The sequence below is a fragment of the Chryseobacterium sp. JAH genome (assembly GCF_001507335.1).
In the GTDB taxonomy this organism is placed as follows: Bacteria; Bacteroidota; Bacteroidia; order Flavobacteriales; family Weeksellaceae; genus Chryseobacterium.
On sequence record NZ_LMAH01000001.1, the window covers coordinates 745,137 to 762,016 of the forward strand.

Here is a 16,880-nt window from a genome sequence, read left to right on the forward strand (position 1 = left end):
CGAATGAGTTTTTTTATTTTATTTTTGTAAAAAGATTATCCAAAAATTATGTCTCTTCAAGTAATCAATTTAACCAAAAAGTTTGCTGAACAAACTGCACTCAACAATATCAACATTTCAATTGAAAAAAATGAAATCATCGGTCTTCTCGGTCCCAACGGTGCGGGAAAATCAACGTTGATGAAATCTATTGTGGGTGCCTTGAAAATTGATGAAGGTGAAATTATTTTTAACGGAAAAAATATTTCTGAAAACGAAATTGAAAGCAAAAAAAACATCGGTTTCCTGCCGGAGAACAATCCGTTGTATCTCGAAATGTATGTGAAAGAATACCTGCAGTTTGTTGCAAACATTCATAAAATTTCTGAGGAGAGAGTGAATGAAGTAATCGAGTTGGTAGGAATTACTCCTGAAAAATCAAAAAAAATCGGTCAGCTTTCGAAAGGCTACAAACAGAGAGTCGGTTTGGCTCAAGCAATTATTCATCAGCCTGATCTGTTGATTTTGGATGAGCCAACAAATGGTTTAGATCCCAATCAGATTCTTGAAATCAGAAATGTTGTGAAAGAAATTGGCAGAGAAAAGACTGTTTTACTTTCCACACACATTATGCAGGAAGTTGAGGCACTTTGTTCAAGAGTGATTTTAATTCATAAAGGAAATATTCTTCAGGACTGTGCAATTGAAGAATTTAAAGGAAAATTCAACAGTTTGGAAGAGGCTTTTGCTAATTATACGCAGACACAACCAATTTCTTAAATTGGCTTTAAATTTGATAACTCTTTGGTGAATAATCTTAAATAACACCAATACAATGATTAAGAAAATTATCCTGAGCGCATGCCTAGTGCCTCTTTTATCTTTTAGCAATACAAAAGATAATTCGGAAATCAGCAATCCAACTGAAAAAATTGCCAACAGCAGAGATAAGAAATTTCAGGAGAGAATTCCGAAGACTGTTATTATTAAAACTAAAAAGTTTAAAATAAAGATTGATAAGCAACCCAACGGAAACTATCTTTATCAATCCTGGGGAGCCAATACCAAGATATCTGCCAAACCAAGCATGATTATCTCTGACGGAGATGTGATTCCTGATGGATCTGGCGGAAACTATTATTTTGAATTTAATAACAATGGAACCCTTTATCAGGTTTGGAGAAATTATTTAACAAACTCGACGAAAAAAGCACCTTATACATTGGTGGTCATCGACAGCAATGGTGAAACGATTGTGAGACAGGATGCGCAGGTGGTCAAAAATTAATTTAAAACAAAATCAAATAATAATTCCTAATTTCACGATTAGGAATTTTTTATTTTAATCATTCAGAATGGAATTTACAGTAAAAGCAAATCTAATCGATATTATTGCCAAAGAAACTTTTCCCGCAGAAATATCGATACTCAATGCAAAAATTGCTTCGATAAAAAGAATTGAGGAGCAACTAAATACCTATATTTTACCAGGCTTTATCGATGCCCACGTTCATATCGAAAGCAGTATGCTTGTCCCTTCAGAATTTGCCCGAATCGCTGTGAAGCACGGTACGGTAGGAACTATTTCCGATCCGCACGAGATTGCCAATGTTTTAGGAATTTCCGGTGTTGATTATATGATTGAAAATGCTCGACAGGTTCCGTTTCATTTTTATTTTGGCGCTCCTTCTTGTGTTCCGGCTACAAATTTTGAAACGGCAGGAGCGGTTATTGATTCTGATGATATTGACCAATTGTTAAGCCGAAAAGAAATCGTCTACTTAGCTGAAATGATGAATTTTCCGGGTGTCATTTATAAAGATGAAGAAGTTTTAAAAAAATTAGAATTTGCGAAAAAACACAACAAACCTATTGACGGTCACGCTCCAGGATTGATGGGCGAAGGTATGAAAACGTATTTCGACGCAGGAATTACCACAGATCACGAATGTTTTGGTCATACTGAAGCATTTGAAAAACTCAAGCATGGAGTAAAAATCATGATCAGAGAAGGAAGTGCCGCGAAAAATTTTGACACGTTAATTCCCTTACTGAAAGAGTTTCCGAAGCAGATTATGTTTTGCTGCGACGACAAACATCCTGATAACCTGATTGAATCTCATATCAACGATCATGTAAAACGTGCTTTGAAAGCAGGTTATGATTTGTATGATGTACTTCGTGCGGCATCTCTCAATGTAATTCAACATTACAATTTACCGATTGGCTTGTTACAGGTTGGAGACAATGCCGATTTTATTGAAGTTGATAGTTTATATGATTTTAATATTTTAAAAACCTATATCAATGGAAAACTGGTTGCAGAAAGCGGACAGTCATTTATTCAGTCGGTTGAAGCACCGATTGTCAATAATTTTAACTGCAGCTTAAAACAATCTTCAGATTTTAAAATTAAAAGTGAAGATGAATTGATTCGTGTGATAGAGGTTCTCGACGGACAGTTGATCACTCACGAACTTCAGACAAAATCTTTAGTAAAAAATGGTTTTGCTGAGTCAAATACAGACGAAGATATTCTAAAAATCGCAGTGGTGAACAGATATCATGACGCTCCTATAGCCACCGCTTTTATTAAAAATATAGGTTTAAAAGATGGAGCTATCGCATCTTGTGTGGCCCACGACTGCCACAATATCGTCGTTGTAGGAACGAATGATGAAGATATCTGCAAAGCAGTGAACACCATCATCAAAGCCAAAGGAGGAATCTCTTTAGCCACAGCAAATGAAGAATTAGTATTAGAATTACCGATTACAGGTATTATGACAGACCTTCCCGCTGAGAAAGTTGCTGAATTATACATTAAACTAGACCGGAGAGCAAAAGAATTGGGAAGCAAGCTGAGAGCACCGTACATGAGTTTATCTTTCATGGCACTTTTGGTAATTCCTGAACTGAAACTGAGCGATAAAGGTTTATTTAACGGTAAAAGTTTTGAGTTTACGGATGTTTTTGTGAAGAAATAGTACGATTGTTTTGTTAATTTTCAATTTTGTTAAGAAAATCGCTTTCCACGAAACTGTTTTTGGCAGCTTCATACCCGATATTGTAGATTTGTTCGAGACGGTCTTTTTTTCTTTCAAAATTTCCGAAAGCTGAGAGATCTTTTGAAGAGATCAGCCAGTCGCAGTATTCAAATTTTACTTTTTCTACTCGGTAAGAAAACAGATCGAACGAACGGGAAACGATAGACTTGATTGTTTTCAGATCGCTGATTTTAATATCGTGCGGTGGTGAAACGAAAACACCAATCAGTTTATCACAGTCATCTCTGATAATATCTGCCGGAAAATTATTAAGAACTCCTCCGTCACAGTACATTTCCTCTCCCAAAATATAAGGTGTTGTAATTCCGGGAATTGAACATGATGCAATCATAGCATCGATGACTTTGAAATCTTTATCAAAAACTTTTTCGGTTCCGGAAACCAATTCTGTTGCGACAATTCTAACTTCTTTATCTAAATCACCGATTTTCATATCCTGAAAAATAGGTTTTAAATAATTGGCAAATATGATGGAGGAAACCAATCCTGGCTGATTGAAGGTGAAATGTTTCCAGTTAAAAAAATAGATAGACTGAAAGAAATCTAAAATCTCCTCAGGCTTTTTCCCGATGGCATAGAGACAGCCAACAATAGACCCGGCACTGCAACATGAAAGAATGTCTACATCGATATTTTTTTCGCTTAAAAACTTTAAAACTCCTGCATGAGCAATACCTTTAGTACCGCCTCCCGATAAAACCAAACCCGTTTTTTCAAAATTCATTGAATAAATTTAATAAAATCTAAACATAAAAATAGAATGAATCTGCGCAAAAAATTATGTAAACCTATTTATTTTTCCATTACATTTGAAATCTTGATTTTACAAAATGATATCCATTATTATAGAAAAGATCCTCCACAAAAGTATCGATATTCAGTTCTTCTGCCCATTTTTCGGAATCATCAAGATCTTTAAGAAAATAATTGAAGTTCATTCTAATGTAACTTTTGATATCAGCCATCCTTTTTACGGTCGGCATGTTGAGAAATGGATTAATCAAACCGTCATAATCCGTTCCAATGGTAATCTGTTTTTGAGCAACACCTATTGAAATCCCATTGTTTTTGCACACCTGAAAATAATGTTTGATATGATTCAAAAGATGGTCATAGAAATACTCGTCACGCTGCGGAATACTTGTTTCGGTGCATTCTTCCAACTCAGTCATAAAAAGACAGTCATCATCATCGATTGACTTTCCGATTTCAGAATCTTTAATTCCTAATGCATTCCATTCAGATTTAGAAAAATATTCTTTATCGACAATTCTTTCCATTCCGGTAATTCCAATTGGATCGTCATCGTGTTTGTCAACATAGCCCAAGATTCTTCGATCCAGAGAAATTCCGATTACGCCAACGTTTTTGACAATCCAGACAATCTCTTCATCAAAAAGGTTAATGGTGGAAGCGTTGAACGTCGGGCAGCCTGGCCTTTTAGGATTATTTTTCGTGTGTAGCGATTTGGTAATTTCTAAATATAACGCTCCGGATAGCGGTTTTTTAAGCTGAATATGACCCGCCCAATCTTTAAATGAAAGTCCAGTAAATCCGGTATGGGTGCAGACTAAAGGCTGAACGTTATTAAAATTTCCTAAGTCAATTTCATTCATGAGATCTTTTCTGGATTTGTAGCTCATATGTTTGACATCGACGCAGATTTTTCGGTCAAAAATTCCCTGAACCACTTTTCTTCCATCATCTTCAAAACCATTTCCTGACGGGAAAAACACTGTAGAATCGGCGACCTGCATTCCAAACGCTTGATTGCACAAACTTGACTGCTGAAGATGCGTGATATTAATAGAAAGCACTTTCACATTCTCCTCAACTTTATCTAAATTATTCAGAATATCATTAGGATCATATTTATTTGTCGCATCACAGAAATTCGGACTGTCAACCAAAGAATGACACCCTTCAATGGTAAAAAATACATTCACTTTATTCTTTGGAAGAGCACTTTTAAAACTGTCCTTTGTCAAAATATTAAACGATGAAGTCGCCTGAATATATTCATTTAAAGTTCTTTTCATTAAAAAATCTGAGAAGGGTCTATTGTTATTCTGAACAATATCTTGGAGAAGCTGCTCGGAAAGTTTAAACTGCGAGGCTTTTTTCAGATATTTCCGAAGCGGAATGACTGTTTGTGCGACATAACGTTCTACGCTGTATAAAACCGCTCCTACAATCACCTCATCATTAAACTCGGCAAGCTGTGACTGGTGCGTTTGGGTTTCAATAATATTCGGAAGATCAGAACATGACCTCGGGATTGCTGCCACATCTTTTTTAGATATGAAAGAATCAATATTCGGATCGTCGTTGAAAAGCTGTTTCAACACAGGGTGACAGTGAAAGTCAAAATATTTCATGATCAGGCTTTTTGGTGTACTCTAAGGTAGAACTTTTTCACAAAAAAACCACAGACAAAAATCTGTGGTTTACTTTATATTTTAGGATTAAAATTCTAATTATTAATATACTTCTCAAAAACTTTTGAAAAATCTCTTTGATTATATTTATCAAAACTAGTGGTATTCCAAGCGAAAATATATTCGTTGATTGCACGTAGTTCCTGACTTTTAGAAACATTTTCCTGTTTACCTGAAGCTACGGTAGTTACCGCTTTCATCAAACTGTCATTGGAAAAATTCAACAAAGAATGATTATGATGCACCACTTGCTCTATCGCCAAAAGTGCTTTATACAAATCTTTCAACTGATCAACCTGACCTTTTGCGACACTGATTAACAAAGGTACATTTCCAACATTGAATGAGATCTCAACATCTAAATCTATTGTTCCAGCAGTCTGCAATGCGATATTTGAAAAAGGGAACTGATAATACTCATATCTTTTCAAAACTCTTTTTCTGTCCAAAGCACTTGCTCCGTCAATGTGAATTAAAGCTCTGTTGGTAAAACAGTATTCGTCTCTTTTAGATTTAATCAAAAAGAAAATTTTCTCATTATCTTCCGATAAAATATAATCGTCAGAATCTACTTTGTCATAATCCTGAGAAGGGATGATTTTTCCAATATCTCCAAGTCCTAAAGCCTCTGCGGCTAATTTTTTAAACATAATTTATTGTAATTTGTAGTTTATTAAGTCAATAAAATTAAGAAAATAACTGAGATAAAAACAAAAACCACAGAAAAAATCTGTGGTTTGATATTGCTAAACTTTGTCAAAGATTTATACCTCTTTCAAAGCAAATAATTAAATGTGAATCACTTCACCGTATGCAGCAGCAGCAGCTTCCATAATTGCTTCAGAAACTGTTGGATGCGGGTGAATAGATTTGATGATTTCGTGACCAGTAGTTTCCAGTTTTCTAGCAACGACAGCTTCAGCAACCATATCGGTTACACCTTCACCAATCATGTGGCAACCTAACCATTCTCCATATTTAGCATCGAAAATTACTTTGATGAAACCGTCTGTATTTCCGTTTGCAGTTGCTTTTCCACTTGCAGATAGAGGGAATTTACCCACTTTGATTTCATACCCTTTTTCTTTTGCCTGCTTTTCAGTAAGACCAACAGAAGCCACTTCAGGGTGACAGTAAGTACATCCAGGAATATTGCCATAGTCAATTTTCTCAACGTGCAATCCTTTGATTTTTTCAACGCAAGTGATTCCTTCAGCAGAAGCAACGTGAGCCAAAGCCTGAGTCGGGATGATGTCTCCGATTGCGTAATAACCAGGAACTGAAGTTTCGTACCATTCGTTTACTAAAACTCTTCCTTTATCTGTCTGGATTCCCACTTCTTCCAGACCGATGTTCTCAATATTTGCTGCAATTCCTACTGCAGATAATAAAATATCAGCTTCTAAAGTAATGTTCCCTTTTGCAGTTTTTACAGTCGCTTTCACACCGTTTCCACTTGTATCAACGCTTTCAACAGATGCGTTGGTCATAATTTCGATACCTGTTTTCTTCAAAGACTTCTCTAAGTGTTTTGAGATTTCTTCATCTTCCACAGGAACGATGTTTGGTAAGAATTCAACAACAGTTACCTTCGTACCCATTGTATTATAGAAGTCAGCAAATTCAACTCCAATAGCCCCAGAACCTACAACGATCATAGATTTTGGTTGCTCCGGAAGAGACAATGCCTGTCTGTATCCTATCACTTTTTTACCATCTTGCGGCAAGTTAGGCAATTCTCTAGAACGAGCTCCTGTAGCCAAGATAATGTTGGTTCCGGTGTATTCAGATACTTTACCTTCTTTATCAGTTACAGAAACTTTTTTACCTTTCTGAACTTTAGCTGTACCAAGAATTACGTCAATCTTGTTCTTCTTCATTAAGAACTCGATTCCTTTACTCATTTTAGAGGCAACACCACGGCTTCTCTGGATTACATTTGGAAACTCAAAACTCGCTTCCACTTTATTTAAACCATAGTCTTCAGCGTGATTGATGTAATGAAAAACCTGAGCAGACTTCAATAAAGCTTTTGTTGGAATACATCCCCAGTTTAGGCAGATTCCTCCTAAGTTTTCTTTCTCGATAATTGCGGTTTTAAAACCCAACTGTGCCGCTCTGATTGCTGTAACATATCCACCAGGACCACTTCCGATGACAATAATATCGTAATTCATTAGCTTAAAATTTTTATGCGAATTTACGCAAAAATATTGGATCTTTTGCGTTTCAGAAGATGGATATACTCGTGTTTTCTAAATAATTCTTATGATTCTATATTAAAAAAGGAAGAGAATGCTTTCGCATTCTCTTCTTAGGATTTTATCGTATGTAAACTCACTATCTTGCTGCTCTAAGCAATTTCTTTTCATTCTGATATCTCAGGTTTAAAGCTCGCAGCTGTTCATTTTTCATTTTCTTAGTGGCAACAGGATGATTCATTATCAGTCTTTTTTCTGCTCTGTATCTTTTATCCAGTTCGCTTGCCTTACTCTTCGTCAACTGTGCTTTTGATGGATGTGGCGGTGCAGGTGGACGTTGCTGTCCATATGCGTTAAACGATAATCCTACTAAAAAAACGGCTGCTATTAATAACTTTTTCATGATGTTTAACTTTAATAATTAAAATTTATAAATTTCAATTGGTTATGTAATGATTCTTGCATATTTCATACCACAAAATTTAATCTGGCTTTCTCAACAGAATCAGTCAACAGACTTACTTCTTAGAAGATGCTACTCTCCAGACAATTCCGCTTACATCATCTGCCACCAAAAGCGACCCATCAGCAATTTGTAAAACACCTACAGGTCTTCCGTACACGTCACCTTTCTCTTCATTCGCTATAAATCCGGTTAAAAATGGCTGATATGGTCCTGAAGCTTTCCCATTGGCAAAAGGTACAAAAACAACCTGATAGCCAACTAGAGACGATCGGTTCCACGAGCCGTGTTGCCCAATGAAAGCACCGTTTTTATATTTTTCAGGAAACTGATTTCCTGTGTAGAAAGTAAGTCCTAAAGATGCCGTGTGCGACCCCAAAGGAACATCAGGGACAATGGTTTTGGCAACTAAATCCGGTTTCTCTCCTTTTCTTCTTGGGTCTTCATTCTTTCCAAAGTAAGCGTATGGCCAACCATAAAATTGATCTCTTTTCACACTTGTCAGATAATCAGGAACGAGCTCATCACCCAATTCGTCTCTTTCATTCACCACTGTCCAAAGTTCTCCAGTAACTGGATTCCAGCTCATACCAACAGGATTTCGTAGACCGGCTCCGTAGATCTTTTCTCCGCTTCCGTCAGGATTGACTTCAAGAATATTGGCTCTTCTTACCTCATATTCCATTCCGTTTTCGCCTACATTACTTCCAGAACCGACAGAAATATAGATCTTAGACTGATCTTTATTCGCAATTATATTTCTCGTCCAGTGATTGTTGTAACCTCCGGCAGGAAGATCCACAATTTTCTTTCCGGGTTTCGTAATTTTGGTTTCACCTTCTTTGTACGGATACACCCAAAGTCCATCAGTATTGGCCACATAAAATTGATTTTTTATAATCAGAATGCCGTAAGGCTGGTTTAAATTATCCAGAAAAACAGAAGATGATTCTGCAACGCCGTCTTTGTTTGCGTCTCTGTATAAAATAATTCGGTTGGCAGATTTCCCGCCCACTTCAGCGTCACTTTTCCCACTGATGTCATTTTTAATCTTTTCCGTTTTTGTTCGTTCAGAATTGGAAAGCACAACAAAAACATCTCCGTTTGCAGCCTGAATCATGTTTCTGGGACTTTTAATATTTTCCGCAAAACGGGTAACTGTAAATCCTTCCGGAGCAGTCGGAGTTTTTCCTGCAGACCAACCAACGACATTACTGAATTTATTTTTTGCACCTTTCTCATCGGGTGCCGGAAGTTTTAAAGTATCTGTTTTGGTAACCACTTCTGTTTCTGAAGTCTTCTGGTCTTTGTTTTCTTTACAGCTGAAAAACAGCACTGCGACTGTCGGTAGAAGATATTTTTTCATAAATAATGATGTGATGTATTAGAAATATTTGTCTCAAAAGTTGCAAAAACCGTTCCCTAAAAGAAAACGGTTGCACATTTTTGAAATTGAGTTGGTGATAGCCTTTTTTCCGACCATCATTTAAATTGTGTCAGTTACTATTCCACCTCAATATTTTGCTTTAAAGGAAGATTTTTAGATGAATTTCCTACCATAATCCGGTATGTCCCTTTTTCTACAATCCAGTTCATTTTCTCATCTAAAAACTGAAGTTCTTTAACTGGAATTTCAATCGAAACTTCTTTTGACTCTCCAGGTTTTAAATATACTTTTTGAAAACCTTTTAATTCTAAAATCGGTCGTGAAACGGAAGCCAGCAAATCTCTAACGTACAACTGAACCACTTCACTTCCGGCTTTTGAACCTGTATTTTTAACTTTTACTTTTGCAATGACCTTATCGCTTTTACTAAATTTTGATTTGTTTAAATATAAATCAGAAATTTCAAAAGTTGTGTAGCTTAATCCAAAACCAAACGGATACAATGGTTCGCCACTCAAATCATGATAATCGTTTCCGCGACCGGTCGGATGGTGATTGTACGTCAAAGGCAACTGGCCTTCCTCAACCGGAAACGTGACCGGCAATTTTCCTACAGGATTTTCTGCTCCGAAAAGCACTTTTGCTACAGCATTTCCGCCTTCTTCTCCGGGATACCAGACGTCTAAAATAGCTCCTACTTTATCCTTCCAGTCTGTAGTTTTTATGGCAGAACCGCCCACCAAAATTACGGTTGTCGGTTTATTTAATTTGGAAACTTCATGAATAAATTCTTCCTGATTTCCGGGCAGACTCAGCGAAGAGCGGTCCTGAAATTCACCTTCATGAATTCCTGCTGTAACGATAATATAATCTGCATTTTGAGCATGTTTTAAAGCCTCATCAAAATCTTTTTGGTAATTGTTCAAACCATAATTCCAGACCAATTCGATGTTGGCCTCGCCTCTGTTTTCGTGGAATTCCACTACTATATCAGATTTTTGACCTTTCACAAAATCTACATTTATCGTTTTGGTTGAATAACTCAGCTTTTCCCAATTGTCGATGACTAATTTTCCATTTAAATACAATCGGAAACCATCATTCCCACGCAGTCCCAACTCGTATTTTCCGGAATCTGGAGCTTCCAGTTTCCCTTTCCAGCGAACGCTGTAACTGTCTGGCTGCAGTTTTTCAGGATTAGGGGAATATAAAGTCCACTTGAAATTGACCTGTTCATCCTGCCTTTCAAATGCGGGATTTCCTTTTAAATCAGAATTTGAAAAGTAAAATCCTTTCAAACCTTTTTGATTTTCTGAAGATAAAAATTCAGCAGGAACGGTTGCAAAATTCTTTAAATTCCAGTCAGTTCCTTTTGAATAAGTGATTTCAAAATTTTTATTCTTAACGAAATTTTTAATTCCATCTAAAATGCTCATCTTTTTATTTCCAGGTCCCGAATAACCGCCCAATCTCGCATCAACAGCATCAGTTCCGACAATCAAAATCTTTTTTATCTTTTCTGAAATTGGAAGGGTTTGATTATTATTCTGAAGCAAAACAAAAGATTCAACCGCTGTTTTTTCCGCCAAAGGTTTGTGATTGATCTTTTTTAATTCATCAATATCTTTTTGAGAAACATAAGGATTTTCAAAAAGACCGAGCTCAAACTTTGCTCTTAAAACTCTTGCCACCGCATCATTAATTCTTTCCTCTGAAATTCTGCCATCCAAAAACGGCGGCATAAACAATTTATAATGCTGATATTCTGTCTGGAAAATCACGTCAAGTCCTGCATTGATCGCCTGTTCAGAAGCATCGTCGTAATCTTTTGCCGTAAAGTGCAGAACGTTGGCACCTCCCACCGCACTGGCATCACTGATGATGAAGCCTTTAAAATCCCATTCTTTTTTTAATTTTTCAGTCAGCAACCAGTGATTGGCGGTTGAAGGTCTTCCATCTAACAGATTATAGGAAGTCATCACCGAGCGGCTTTTCCCCTGTTGAAAAGCTTTCTGAAACGGAACCAAATGTGTTTCCTCCAGATATCTTTTGCTCCAGTGAATCGGATAGGAATCTCTTCCGCCTTCACCCACATTGGCTAAAAAATGTTTCGGAGTGGTAATAATCCCCATATTTTCAAATGAACTGACGAAATTCACTCCCATTACCGAAGTCAGAAACGGATCTTCACCATACGTTTCCTCCGTCCTTCCCCACCGTACATCGCTTGCCAGATTTACCACCGGAGTCAGGATCTGACGGATTCCCCTCAGTTTTGATTCTTTTGCAATCGCCGTCGAAACTTCTTTCATCAAATCAGGATTGAAGGTCGCCGACAAACCGATTGCCTGTGGAAATGCAGTCGCTCCTTCACGCATCAATCCGTGTAAAGCCTCATCAAAAGGAATGATCGGAATTCCCAATCGGGATTTTTCAACAAAATATTTTTGGATAGCATTGATCTTTTTTGCCAGTCTTTCCGCATCTTCGTTCGCATTGTATTTTAACAGTTGTCCGGCAGCTCCACCACCCTGATTTCCCGCACTCACCTGCAACCCGAAAATTCCATGGGCATATTGTCCTTTTGGAACGTTGTCCAAATCACCGGGAATCATGAAGCACTGCCAGAATTTTTCTTCAGGCGTCATGCGTTTCAGCAAATCCTGAACTCTTATTTCTATTGGTTGTTTTGGGTCCTTGTACAGTGGTTTTTGAGCTGATATAAAGACAGAACTCAACAATGAAATTCCAATTAATTTTAATTTAAACTTCATTACTGCGTTATTTGAATTACGGTTGCATAGTTCAATTTTTTACGGTCTTCAGGCAACTGAATTTCAATTGAATTACCCAATTTTTTCCATTGAATTTTATGTTTTAGACCTAAAACTTTCAATGATTTTGGTTTAAAATTATCAGGAATTATAAAGCTTAATTTTGATGGCGACTGATAATTTACCTTTTCATCCAAATGAAAAACATTCAACGTTTTACCATCTTTGCTTTGGGTATAATAAAAATTCCCATCGTGGTATGGTGCCACTGCTCTTGTCGCAAAAACCGCCGATTGATTGTAATCCATCCAGCCGGAAATTTCTTTTAATCTTTCATAAACCACCGCATCGTAGTCGCCATTCGGTCCTGGAGCGATGTTCATCAGATAATTTCCGCCCCGGGAAATGATTTTTACCAAAGTTTCAATAATTTTCTGAGACGATTTGTAATTGTCATTAGGAACATAGGAAAACGAGTCGCCCATCGTGATGCAGCTTTCCCAAGGAATTGATAGTGCCTTTTCAGGAACGGCCTGCTCGGGAGTCACATAATTTTCCCATTTCCCGGGAACCGTTCGGTCTACAACGATAATTCCGGGTTGATTTTTTCGCGCCATCTTTCCGATTTTATCCATGTCGATGTCCTGCTCTACCTTTATGGTTCTTTGCCATTCCACATTCTGGTCAATGGTATGAAACGGACGAACCCAGCCTCCATCGAGCCAGAGAATATCGATTTTACCGTAGTTTGAAGTGATTTCGTTAAGTTGACTGAATGTGAAGTTTTTAAAATTGTTCCATCTTTCAGGATATTTTTTCGGATCATAGTTTACATTCCGGTCTTTAGGTGGAAAATACGGCCACCAATAATCTTCAGAATGCCAATCGGGTTTTGAAAAATAAGCTCCGATTTTAAAGCCATCTTTTCTGAATGTATTGAAAATTTCCTTCGTCACATCCGCCTTGGCATTTTTGGAAAAAGGGGTTTTTGAAGAAGTAATTTTATAATCTGATTGCTTTGTATTAAACATCGCAAAACCATCGTGATGCTTGGTCGTAAAAACGACATATTTCATTCCAGCCTTCTTTGCAGCATCTGCCCATTTTTGTGGATTAAACTGAATCGGATTAAACGTTGTCTGCAGTTTTTCGTAATTTTCTACGTATTCATTATACGATTTTCCGTGTTCAGGTTTGCGTTGTGTCCATGATTCGTCTTCAGGACAAAGACTCCAGCTTTCCACAATTCCCCATTGGCTGTAGCTTCCCCAGTGCATGAAAAGTCCGAATTTCAGATCCTGCCAATTTTCAAGATTCTGAACGACAAGTGGATCGGTCGGTTTCTGATAGCCTTCTGAAACATTGTGGGCCTGTGAGAAAAAAGTGGTAGAAAAGAATAATGATGAGAGAAAGAGCGTTTTCGTTTTTGATTTGGCGAACATGAAGTTTAGTTTTTGCTAATTTAATGTTTAAGCACAAAAGAGGCAAAAGATTTTTGAATATGATAATTTTTGAGGTTTTTGACATATTAGTCGCATACTTTTAAATTTAAAAACTTGAAAATATTAGCGCAAATTAGTCTGAAAATACAAGATTTTTAATTGACCGAAACGGTGTTTATAACATTTTCGTTAGCTCCTTTTGGTTTTCTCTTTTACTGTTTAGTTTTTATGTGTCTCCTCTATTTTTTCAACCAAATATTTTTTCACTCTCACCTCAATTTCTGAGCCTTCAGCAAGCATTACTGATAAAGGTTTCTGATCATTGAGACATTCGAAATCTTTTCCGTAGACCTGTTTGAAATCTATTTCAAGCTGGTGGTTTTTCACCATATACCATTCCCATTTCGGGTGGCAGACTTCGTATTCGGAAGTTTTTTGTCTTCTTTTGGTAAAACCCCAATAGTGCTCTGTGATAAATTCAAATTCAGACTCGTATTCCATCGTTCGGGAGGTGCTTTCAGCAGTGATTTCCATGGAGTACCAGTCTTTGTCTTTCCATGAATATTTTACAATCAGATCGTCTTCGCTGTAATGCATCTGATTTTTCATTTTCAGGGTCTTGTAATTTTCTTTGTAAACCGAATTGGCAACAATACTCAACGCATATTTCGGCACAATTTCTTTGATGAAAACTACGCCTCTCTTCCACACATTCCCTTCTTTTTTCTTGACATAAAATCTCAGGTTGACCTCTTCAAAGTTTCTGTGAAAAGGAATCGGCAATCCTAGCAATTTCGTATTGAGAAACATAAATCCCACCAGACTTACGTAGCATTTATCGTTGTAGAAATCGAGTTCGGTGCCATTGGGAAGGTAATTTGTCAGAACTTCTGGATTTATTTCGTAATTGATGATGGCTAATTTTCGCCATTCGGCCTGAAGAAATTTCATTGTTTAGATTTGAGATTTATTGTTCAGCGGCAAGTTTGATTACTTTATTGCGTTCGATGAGAAATTTAGTCATATAATTTTTGAGAAAATAATAATTAAACAATTGACCAAAAATTCCAAAGGGAGATTCGAATTCTAAGATGTCTGTCATCACTGTGAATTTGCCGTTCTGCTTGAAAATATGCTGATGTTTAAAAGATTTAAATCTTCCTTTCAGCATGACGTCTGTAAATTTAAATGGCTTTTGCATGTCGGTAATTTTTGAGGTGTGAGTTTGATAAAAACCTAAATGTTTTGCTTTCCAGGTTACCGTTTCTCCGAATTCGATCAAGCCTGAAGTTCGGCCAGCGATGGCTTTCTCTCCGGTTTGGAAAGTGGATTTTTGGTGGAGATCTATGTCTCTTGCGAGATCAAAAACTTTGTGACTATCGGCCTGGATTAAGGTTTCCAGATGAATTGTGGACATTGTTTTAATTTTTAAAGAAATGAAATGAAATGATATTGAAATTTGTTGATAGGATTGCATCCTATCCTTTTTTAAGCCGTCCCGTTGGGACTTTTAGGTTTGTTTTAAAATGTTTGTTTTTTACTTAGTTCCAGTAAAATTTATCTATTCTTTCTGCCAACTCAGGTAATATTGGTTTCAATCAACATCTCTTTTGTTGAAAGAGACCGCAGGACTTTCCATTCTATTTTTTTTGTCAGTTCCAAATGATTCATTTTTTTTTTAAGTTTTAGAGGTTAATCTTAAATAAACATTACAAAACAGTCATTCTTTAACCATCTCTGAAATAATTGGCAGACAGATCGATTTCAAATCTTACATCTTCTCAAATATTCTATAATCATGGTTGAACACAGCAATTTGATTTTGTTATTTAAGTTTTCTTATTTTTTACAAATTTGTGCATATAAAATAAATAGAATATTAAAAAATAATAATAAATAAATCCGCTGTAAATGCTCAGCTGTAGCCAAATACTTTCTAATGAATACGAAAATTTAAACTTTGATTTTTCGTACATAATATACATCCAAAAAGAAAAGGAAAACAGCAGATAAAAATGGAAAAACAGTCCATTTTTGCGATTCATCATCAATCGTACTATCATGCTTGCCAACTGTAACAGGGATATGTATAGAAATGCTCTAATAAAAATAAGGAATTCTTTAGTGACAAAACCTTGCACAGTAAAACCTAAAAGTAAAATTATAAATCCAAAAATCTGAATTTTATAATCAATTTTCAGAACAGTTTTCATGGATATTTGTTTTAAATTTCAGACTAGAGACTAAAGCTGATATAATGGATTTTTTGATTTATCCCGGCAATACAACAGATAAAAAAAGGCCATGACAGGACTGGTTAATAAGCCATAAAACGGGATAATAAAAAGCGCATCAATTGTAATGCAACATTTCTCAAGCAGAAGTACAAGCCAAATTGGTAAAATCATTATGCCGTAAATTTTCATGAATAAATCTGTCCAAAATCCCAAAATAATTCTTAATAAATAACTTATTAATTAAAATCCTCCGACCACGAAATAAAATTTGAACCAAACCTGAGCAAATCCATTCTGCAACAGTGAATTAATCAAAGCAAAGATGATATAACCGAAGAACACGGTGATTTGAGCGTAGTAATCAATTTTCAGAAAAGTTTTCATAGCATTTAACCTTAAAAGTTGATTTTTTTGTTTTTCCTCCGAAGTAAAAAATGAGGAACAGATGAACGATTAGATTTTTCATAATATTTAAATTTGAAAATTATAGTTCAGAAATTTCTTCAGTTTAAATTTTGTCTTTATTCATTGCGTGTTTGCGACCTTTTAAGAAAAGTAACAAGTTTAAAAGCATCATCACGCCAAGGTAAATTGAAAATCCTCCGATTTTTTTGCTTAAAGCAACAACTAATCTCTCTACCGTTTCGATTTGGAAAAACTCAATGATACAGAGAGCAAAACCGATGTTTAGAAGATAGAAACCAATTTTAAAAAGTGAGTTGGTTGCCATTGCAATGTCCTGTTTCTGATGAAAAATATCAATCATAAAGGTTTTGGAATTTTTAAACAGAAACTGTGAAACCAGCACGGTGAGTGTGATGACGATTGGCAGATAAATCATATACGCTGAAAAGTTATACGTTTGGGTAAGGATGGTTGCTATCATGATAA

15 protein-coding genes are annotated in these 16,880 nt (G+C 36.2%); 3 read left to right on the plus strand and 12 right to left on the minus strand.

Features of this window, described 5'->3' with window-relative positions; all coding sequences use genetic code 11:
- Positions 1-48 precede the first annotated feature (48 nt).
- The 3 genes from AR685_RS03490 to ade all read left to right on the plus strand — a co-directional run bounded on the left by AR685_RS03490 (position 49) and on the right by ade (position 2,966).
- Positions 49-759 carry an ABC transporter ATP-binding protein gene (locus AR685_RS03490; RefSeq protein ID WP_059123720.1) on the plus strand — a complete coding sequence of 237 codons (711 nt, stop codon included), beginning with the start codon at positions 49-51 and terminating at the stop codon, positions 757-759.
- Positions 760-814: 55 nt separating this feature from the next.
- The gene (locus AR685_RS03495) at positions 815-1,267 is read left to right on the plus strand and encodes a hypothetical protein (protein WP_059123721.1); all 453 of its coding nucleotides are present in this window, start codon (positions 815-817) and stop codon (positions 1,265-1,267) included.
- Positions 1,268-1,334: 67 nt separating this feature from the next.
- Positions 1,335-2,966, plus strand: a complete 1,632-nt coding sequence (ade, locus tag AR685_RS03500) for an adenine deaminase (protein ID WP_059123722.1) — start codon at positions 1,335-1,337, stop codon at positions 2,964-2,966.
- A gap of 13 nt (positions 2,967-2,979) precedes the next feature.
- On the opposite strand, the gene AR685_RS03505 is transcribed toward ade, so the two are convergent.
- The 12 genes from AR685_RS03505 to AR685_RS03560 all read right to left on the minus strand — a co-directional run bounded on the left by AR685_RS03505 (position 2,980) and on the right by AR685_RS03560 (position 16,875).
- Complete coding sequence (locus AR685_RS03505; protein ID WP_047446021.1) at positions 2,980-3,771, minus strand: patatin-like phospholipase family protein; 792 nt, start codon at positions 3,769-3,771, stop codon at positions 2,980-2,982.
- A gap of 79 nt (positions 3,772-3,850) precedes the next feature.
- Entirely contained in the window at positions 3,851-5,425 is a 1,575-nt protein-coding gene (locus AR685_RS03510) for a membrane dipeptidase (RefSeq protein ID WP_117584614.1), read from the minus strand.
- Positions 5,426-5,520: 95 nt separating this feature from the next.
- Positions 5,521-6,135: a PH domain-containing protein gene (locus AR685_RS03515; RefSeq protein WP_047446015.1), complete on the minus strand. Its 615-nt coding sequence runs from the start codon at positions 6,133-6,135 to the stop codon at positions 5,521-5,523.
- A 138-nt stretch (positions 6,136-6,273) separates the two neighbouring features.
- Complete coding sequence (lpdA, locus tag AR685_RS03520) at positions 6,274-7,662, minus strand: dihydrolipoyl dehydrogenase (RefSeq protein ID WP_059123724.1); 1,389 nt, start codon at positions 7,660-7,662, stop codon at positions 6,274-6,276.
- Between the two features lie 163 nt (positions 7,663-7,825).
- Positions 7,826-8,089 carry a hypothetical protein gene (locus tag AR685_RS03525; RefSeq protein ID WP_047446011.1) on the minus strand — a complete coding sequence of 88 codons (264 nt, stop codon included), beginning with the start codon at positions 8,087-8,089 and terminating at the stop codon, positions 7,826-7,828.
- A gap of 115 nt (positions 8,090-8,204) precedes the next feature.
- Positions 8,205-9,515: a PQQ-dependent sugar dehydrogenase gene (locus AR685_RS03530; RefSeq protein WP_059123725.1), complete on the minus strand. Its 1,311-nt coding sequence runs from the start codon at positions 9,513-9,515 to the stop codon at positions 8,205-8,207.
- Between the two features lie 137 nt (positions 9,516-9,652).
- The gene (locus tag AR685_RS03535; protein WP_059123726.1) at positions 9,653-12,310 is read right to left on the minus strand and encodes a glycoside hydrolase family 3 N-terminal domain-containing protein; all 2,658 of its coding nucleotides are present in this window, start codon (positions 12,308-12,310) and stop codon (positions 9,653-9,655) included.
- Complete coding sequence (locus AR685_RS03540; RefSeq protein ID WP_059123727.1) at positions 12,310-13,752, minus strand: alpha-L-fucosidase; 1,443 nt, start codon at positions 13,750-13,752, stop codon at positions 12,310-12,312. The genes AR685_RS03535 and AR685_RS03540 overlap by 1 nt, the downstream gene beginning before the upstream one ends.
- Positions 13,753-13,971: 219 nt before the next feature.
- On the minus strand, positions 13,972-14,703 hold the full coding sequence (locus AR685_RS03545; RefSeq protein ID WP_059123728.1) for a YqjF family protein: 732 nt from the start codon (positions 14,701-14,703) through the stop codon (positions 13,972-13,974).
- A gap of 16 nt (positions 14,704-14,719) precedes the next feature.
- Positions 14,720-15,169: an SRPBCC family protein gene (locus AR685_RS03550; RefSeq protein ID WP_047446000.1), complete on the minus strand. Its 450-nt coding sequence runs from the start codon at positions 15,167-15,169 to the stop codon at positions 14,720-14,722.
- 1,060 nt (positions 15,170-16,229) lie between these two features.
- Entirely contained in the window at positions 16,230-16,373 is a 144-nt protein-coding gene (locus tag AR685_RS18060) for a hypothetical protein (protein WP_165592792.1), read from the minus strand.
- 124 nt (positions 16,374-16,497) lie between these two features.
- Positions 16,498-16,875 carry a hypothetical protein gene (locus AR685_RS03560; RefSeq protein WP_047445996.1) on the minus strand — a complete coding sequence of 126 codons (378 nt, stop codon included), beginning with the start codon at positions 16,873-16,875 and terminating at the stop codon, positions 16,498-16,500.
- Positions 16,876-16,880: the final 5 nt, after the last annotated feature.

Excerpts from the sequence above, each read along its gene's own strand:
- AR685_RS03525 (WP_047446011.1), bottom strand. The coding sequence starts at position 8,089 with ATGAAAAAGTTATTAATAGCAGCCGTTTTTTTAGTAGGATTATCGTTT.
- AR685_RS18060 (WP_165592792.1), bottom strand. The coding sequence starts at position 16,373 with ATGAAAACTTTTCTGAAAATTGATTACTACGCTCAAATCACCGTGTTC.
- ade (WP_059123722.1), top strand. The coding sequence starts at position 1,335 with ATGGAATTTACAGTAAAAGCAAATCTAATCGATATTATTGCCAAAGAA.
- AR685_RS03530 (WP_059123725.1), bottom strand. The coding sequence starts at position 9,515 with ATGAAAAAATATCTTCTACCGACAGTCGCAGTGCTGTTTTTCAGCTGT.
- AR685_RS03515 (WP_047446015.1), bottom strand. The coding sequence starts at position 6,135 with ATGTTTAAAAAATTAGCCGCAGAGGCTTTAGGACTTGGAGATATTGGA.
- AR685_RS03545 (WP_059123728.1), bottom strand. The coding sequence starts at position 14,703 with ATGAAATTTCTTCAGGCCGAATGGCGAAAATTAGCCATCATCAATTAC.
- AR685_RS03540 (WP_059123727.1), bottom strand. The coding sequence starts at position 13,752 with ATGTTCGCCAAATCAAAAACGAAAACGCTCTTTCTCTCATCATTATTC.
- AR685_RS03535 (WP_059123726.1), bottom strand. The coding sequence starts at position 12,310 with ATGAAGTTTAAATTAAAATTAATTGGAATTTCATTGTTGAGTTCTGTC.
- lpdA (WP_059123724.1), bottom strand. The coding sequence starts at position 7,662 with ATGAATTACGATATTATTGTCATCGGAAGTGGTCCTGGTGGATATGTT.
- AR685_RS03510 (WP_117584614.1), bottom strand. The coding sequence starts at position 5,425 with ATGAAATATTTTGACTTTCACTGTCACCCTGTGTTGAAACAGCTTTTC.
- AR685_RS03505 (WP_047446021.1), bottom strand. The coding sequence starts at position 3,771 with ATGAATTTTGAAAAAACGGGTTTGGTTTTATCGGGAGGCGGTACTAAA.
- AR685_RS03490 (WP_059123720.1), top strand. The coding sequence starts at position 49 with ATGTCTCTTCAAGTAATCAATTTAACCAAAAAGTTTGCTGAACAAACT.
- AR685_RS03560 (WP_047445996.1), bottom strand. The coding sequence starts at position 16,875 with ATGATAGCAACCATCCTTACCCAAACGTATAACTTTTCAGCGTATATG.
- AR685_RS03495 (WP_059123721.1), top strand. The coding sequence starts at position 815 with ATGATTAAGAAAATTATCCTGAGCGCATGCCTAGTGCCTCTTTTATCT.
- AR685_RS03550 (WP_047446000.1), bottom strand. The coding sequence starts at position 15,169 with ATGTCCACAATTCATCTGGAAACCTTAATCCAGGCCGATAGTCACAAA.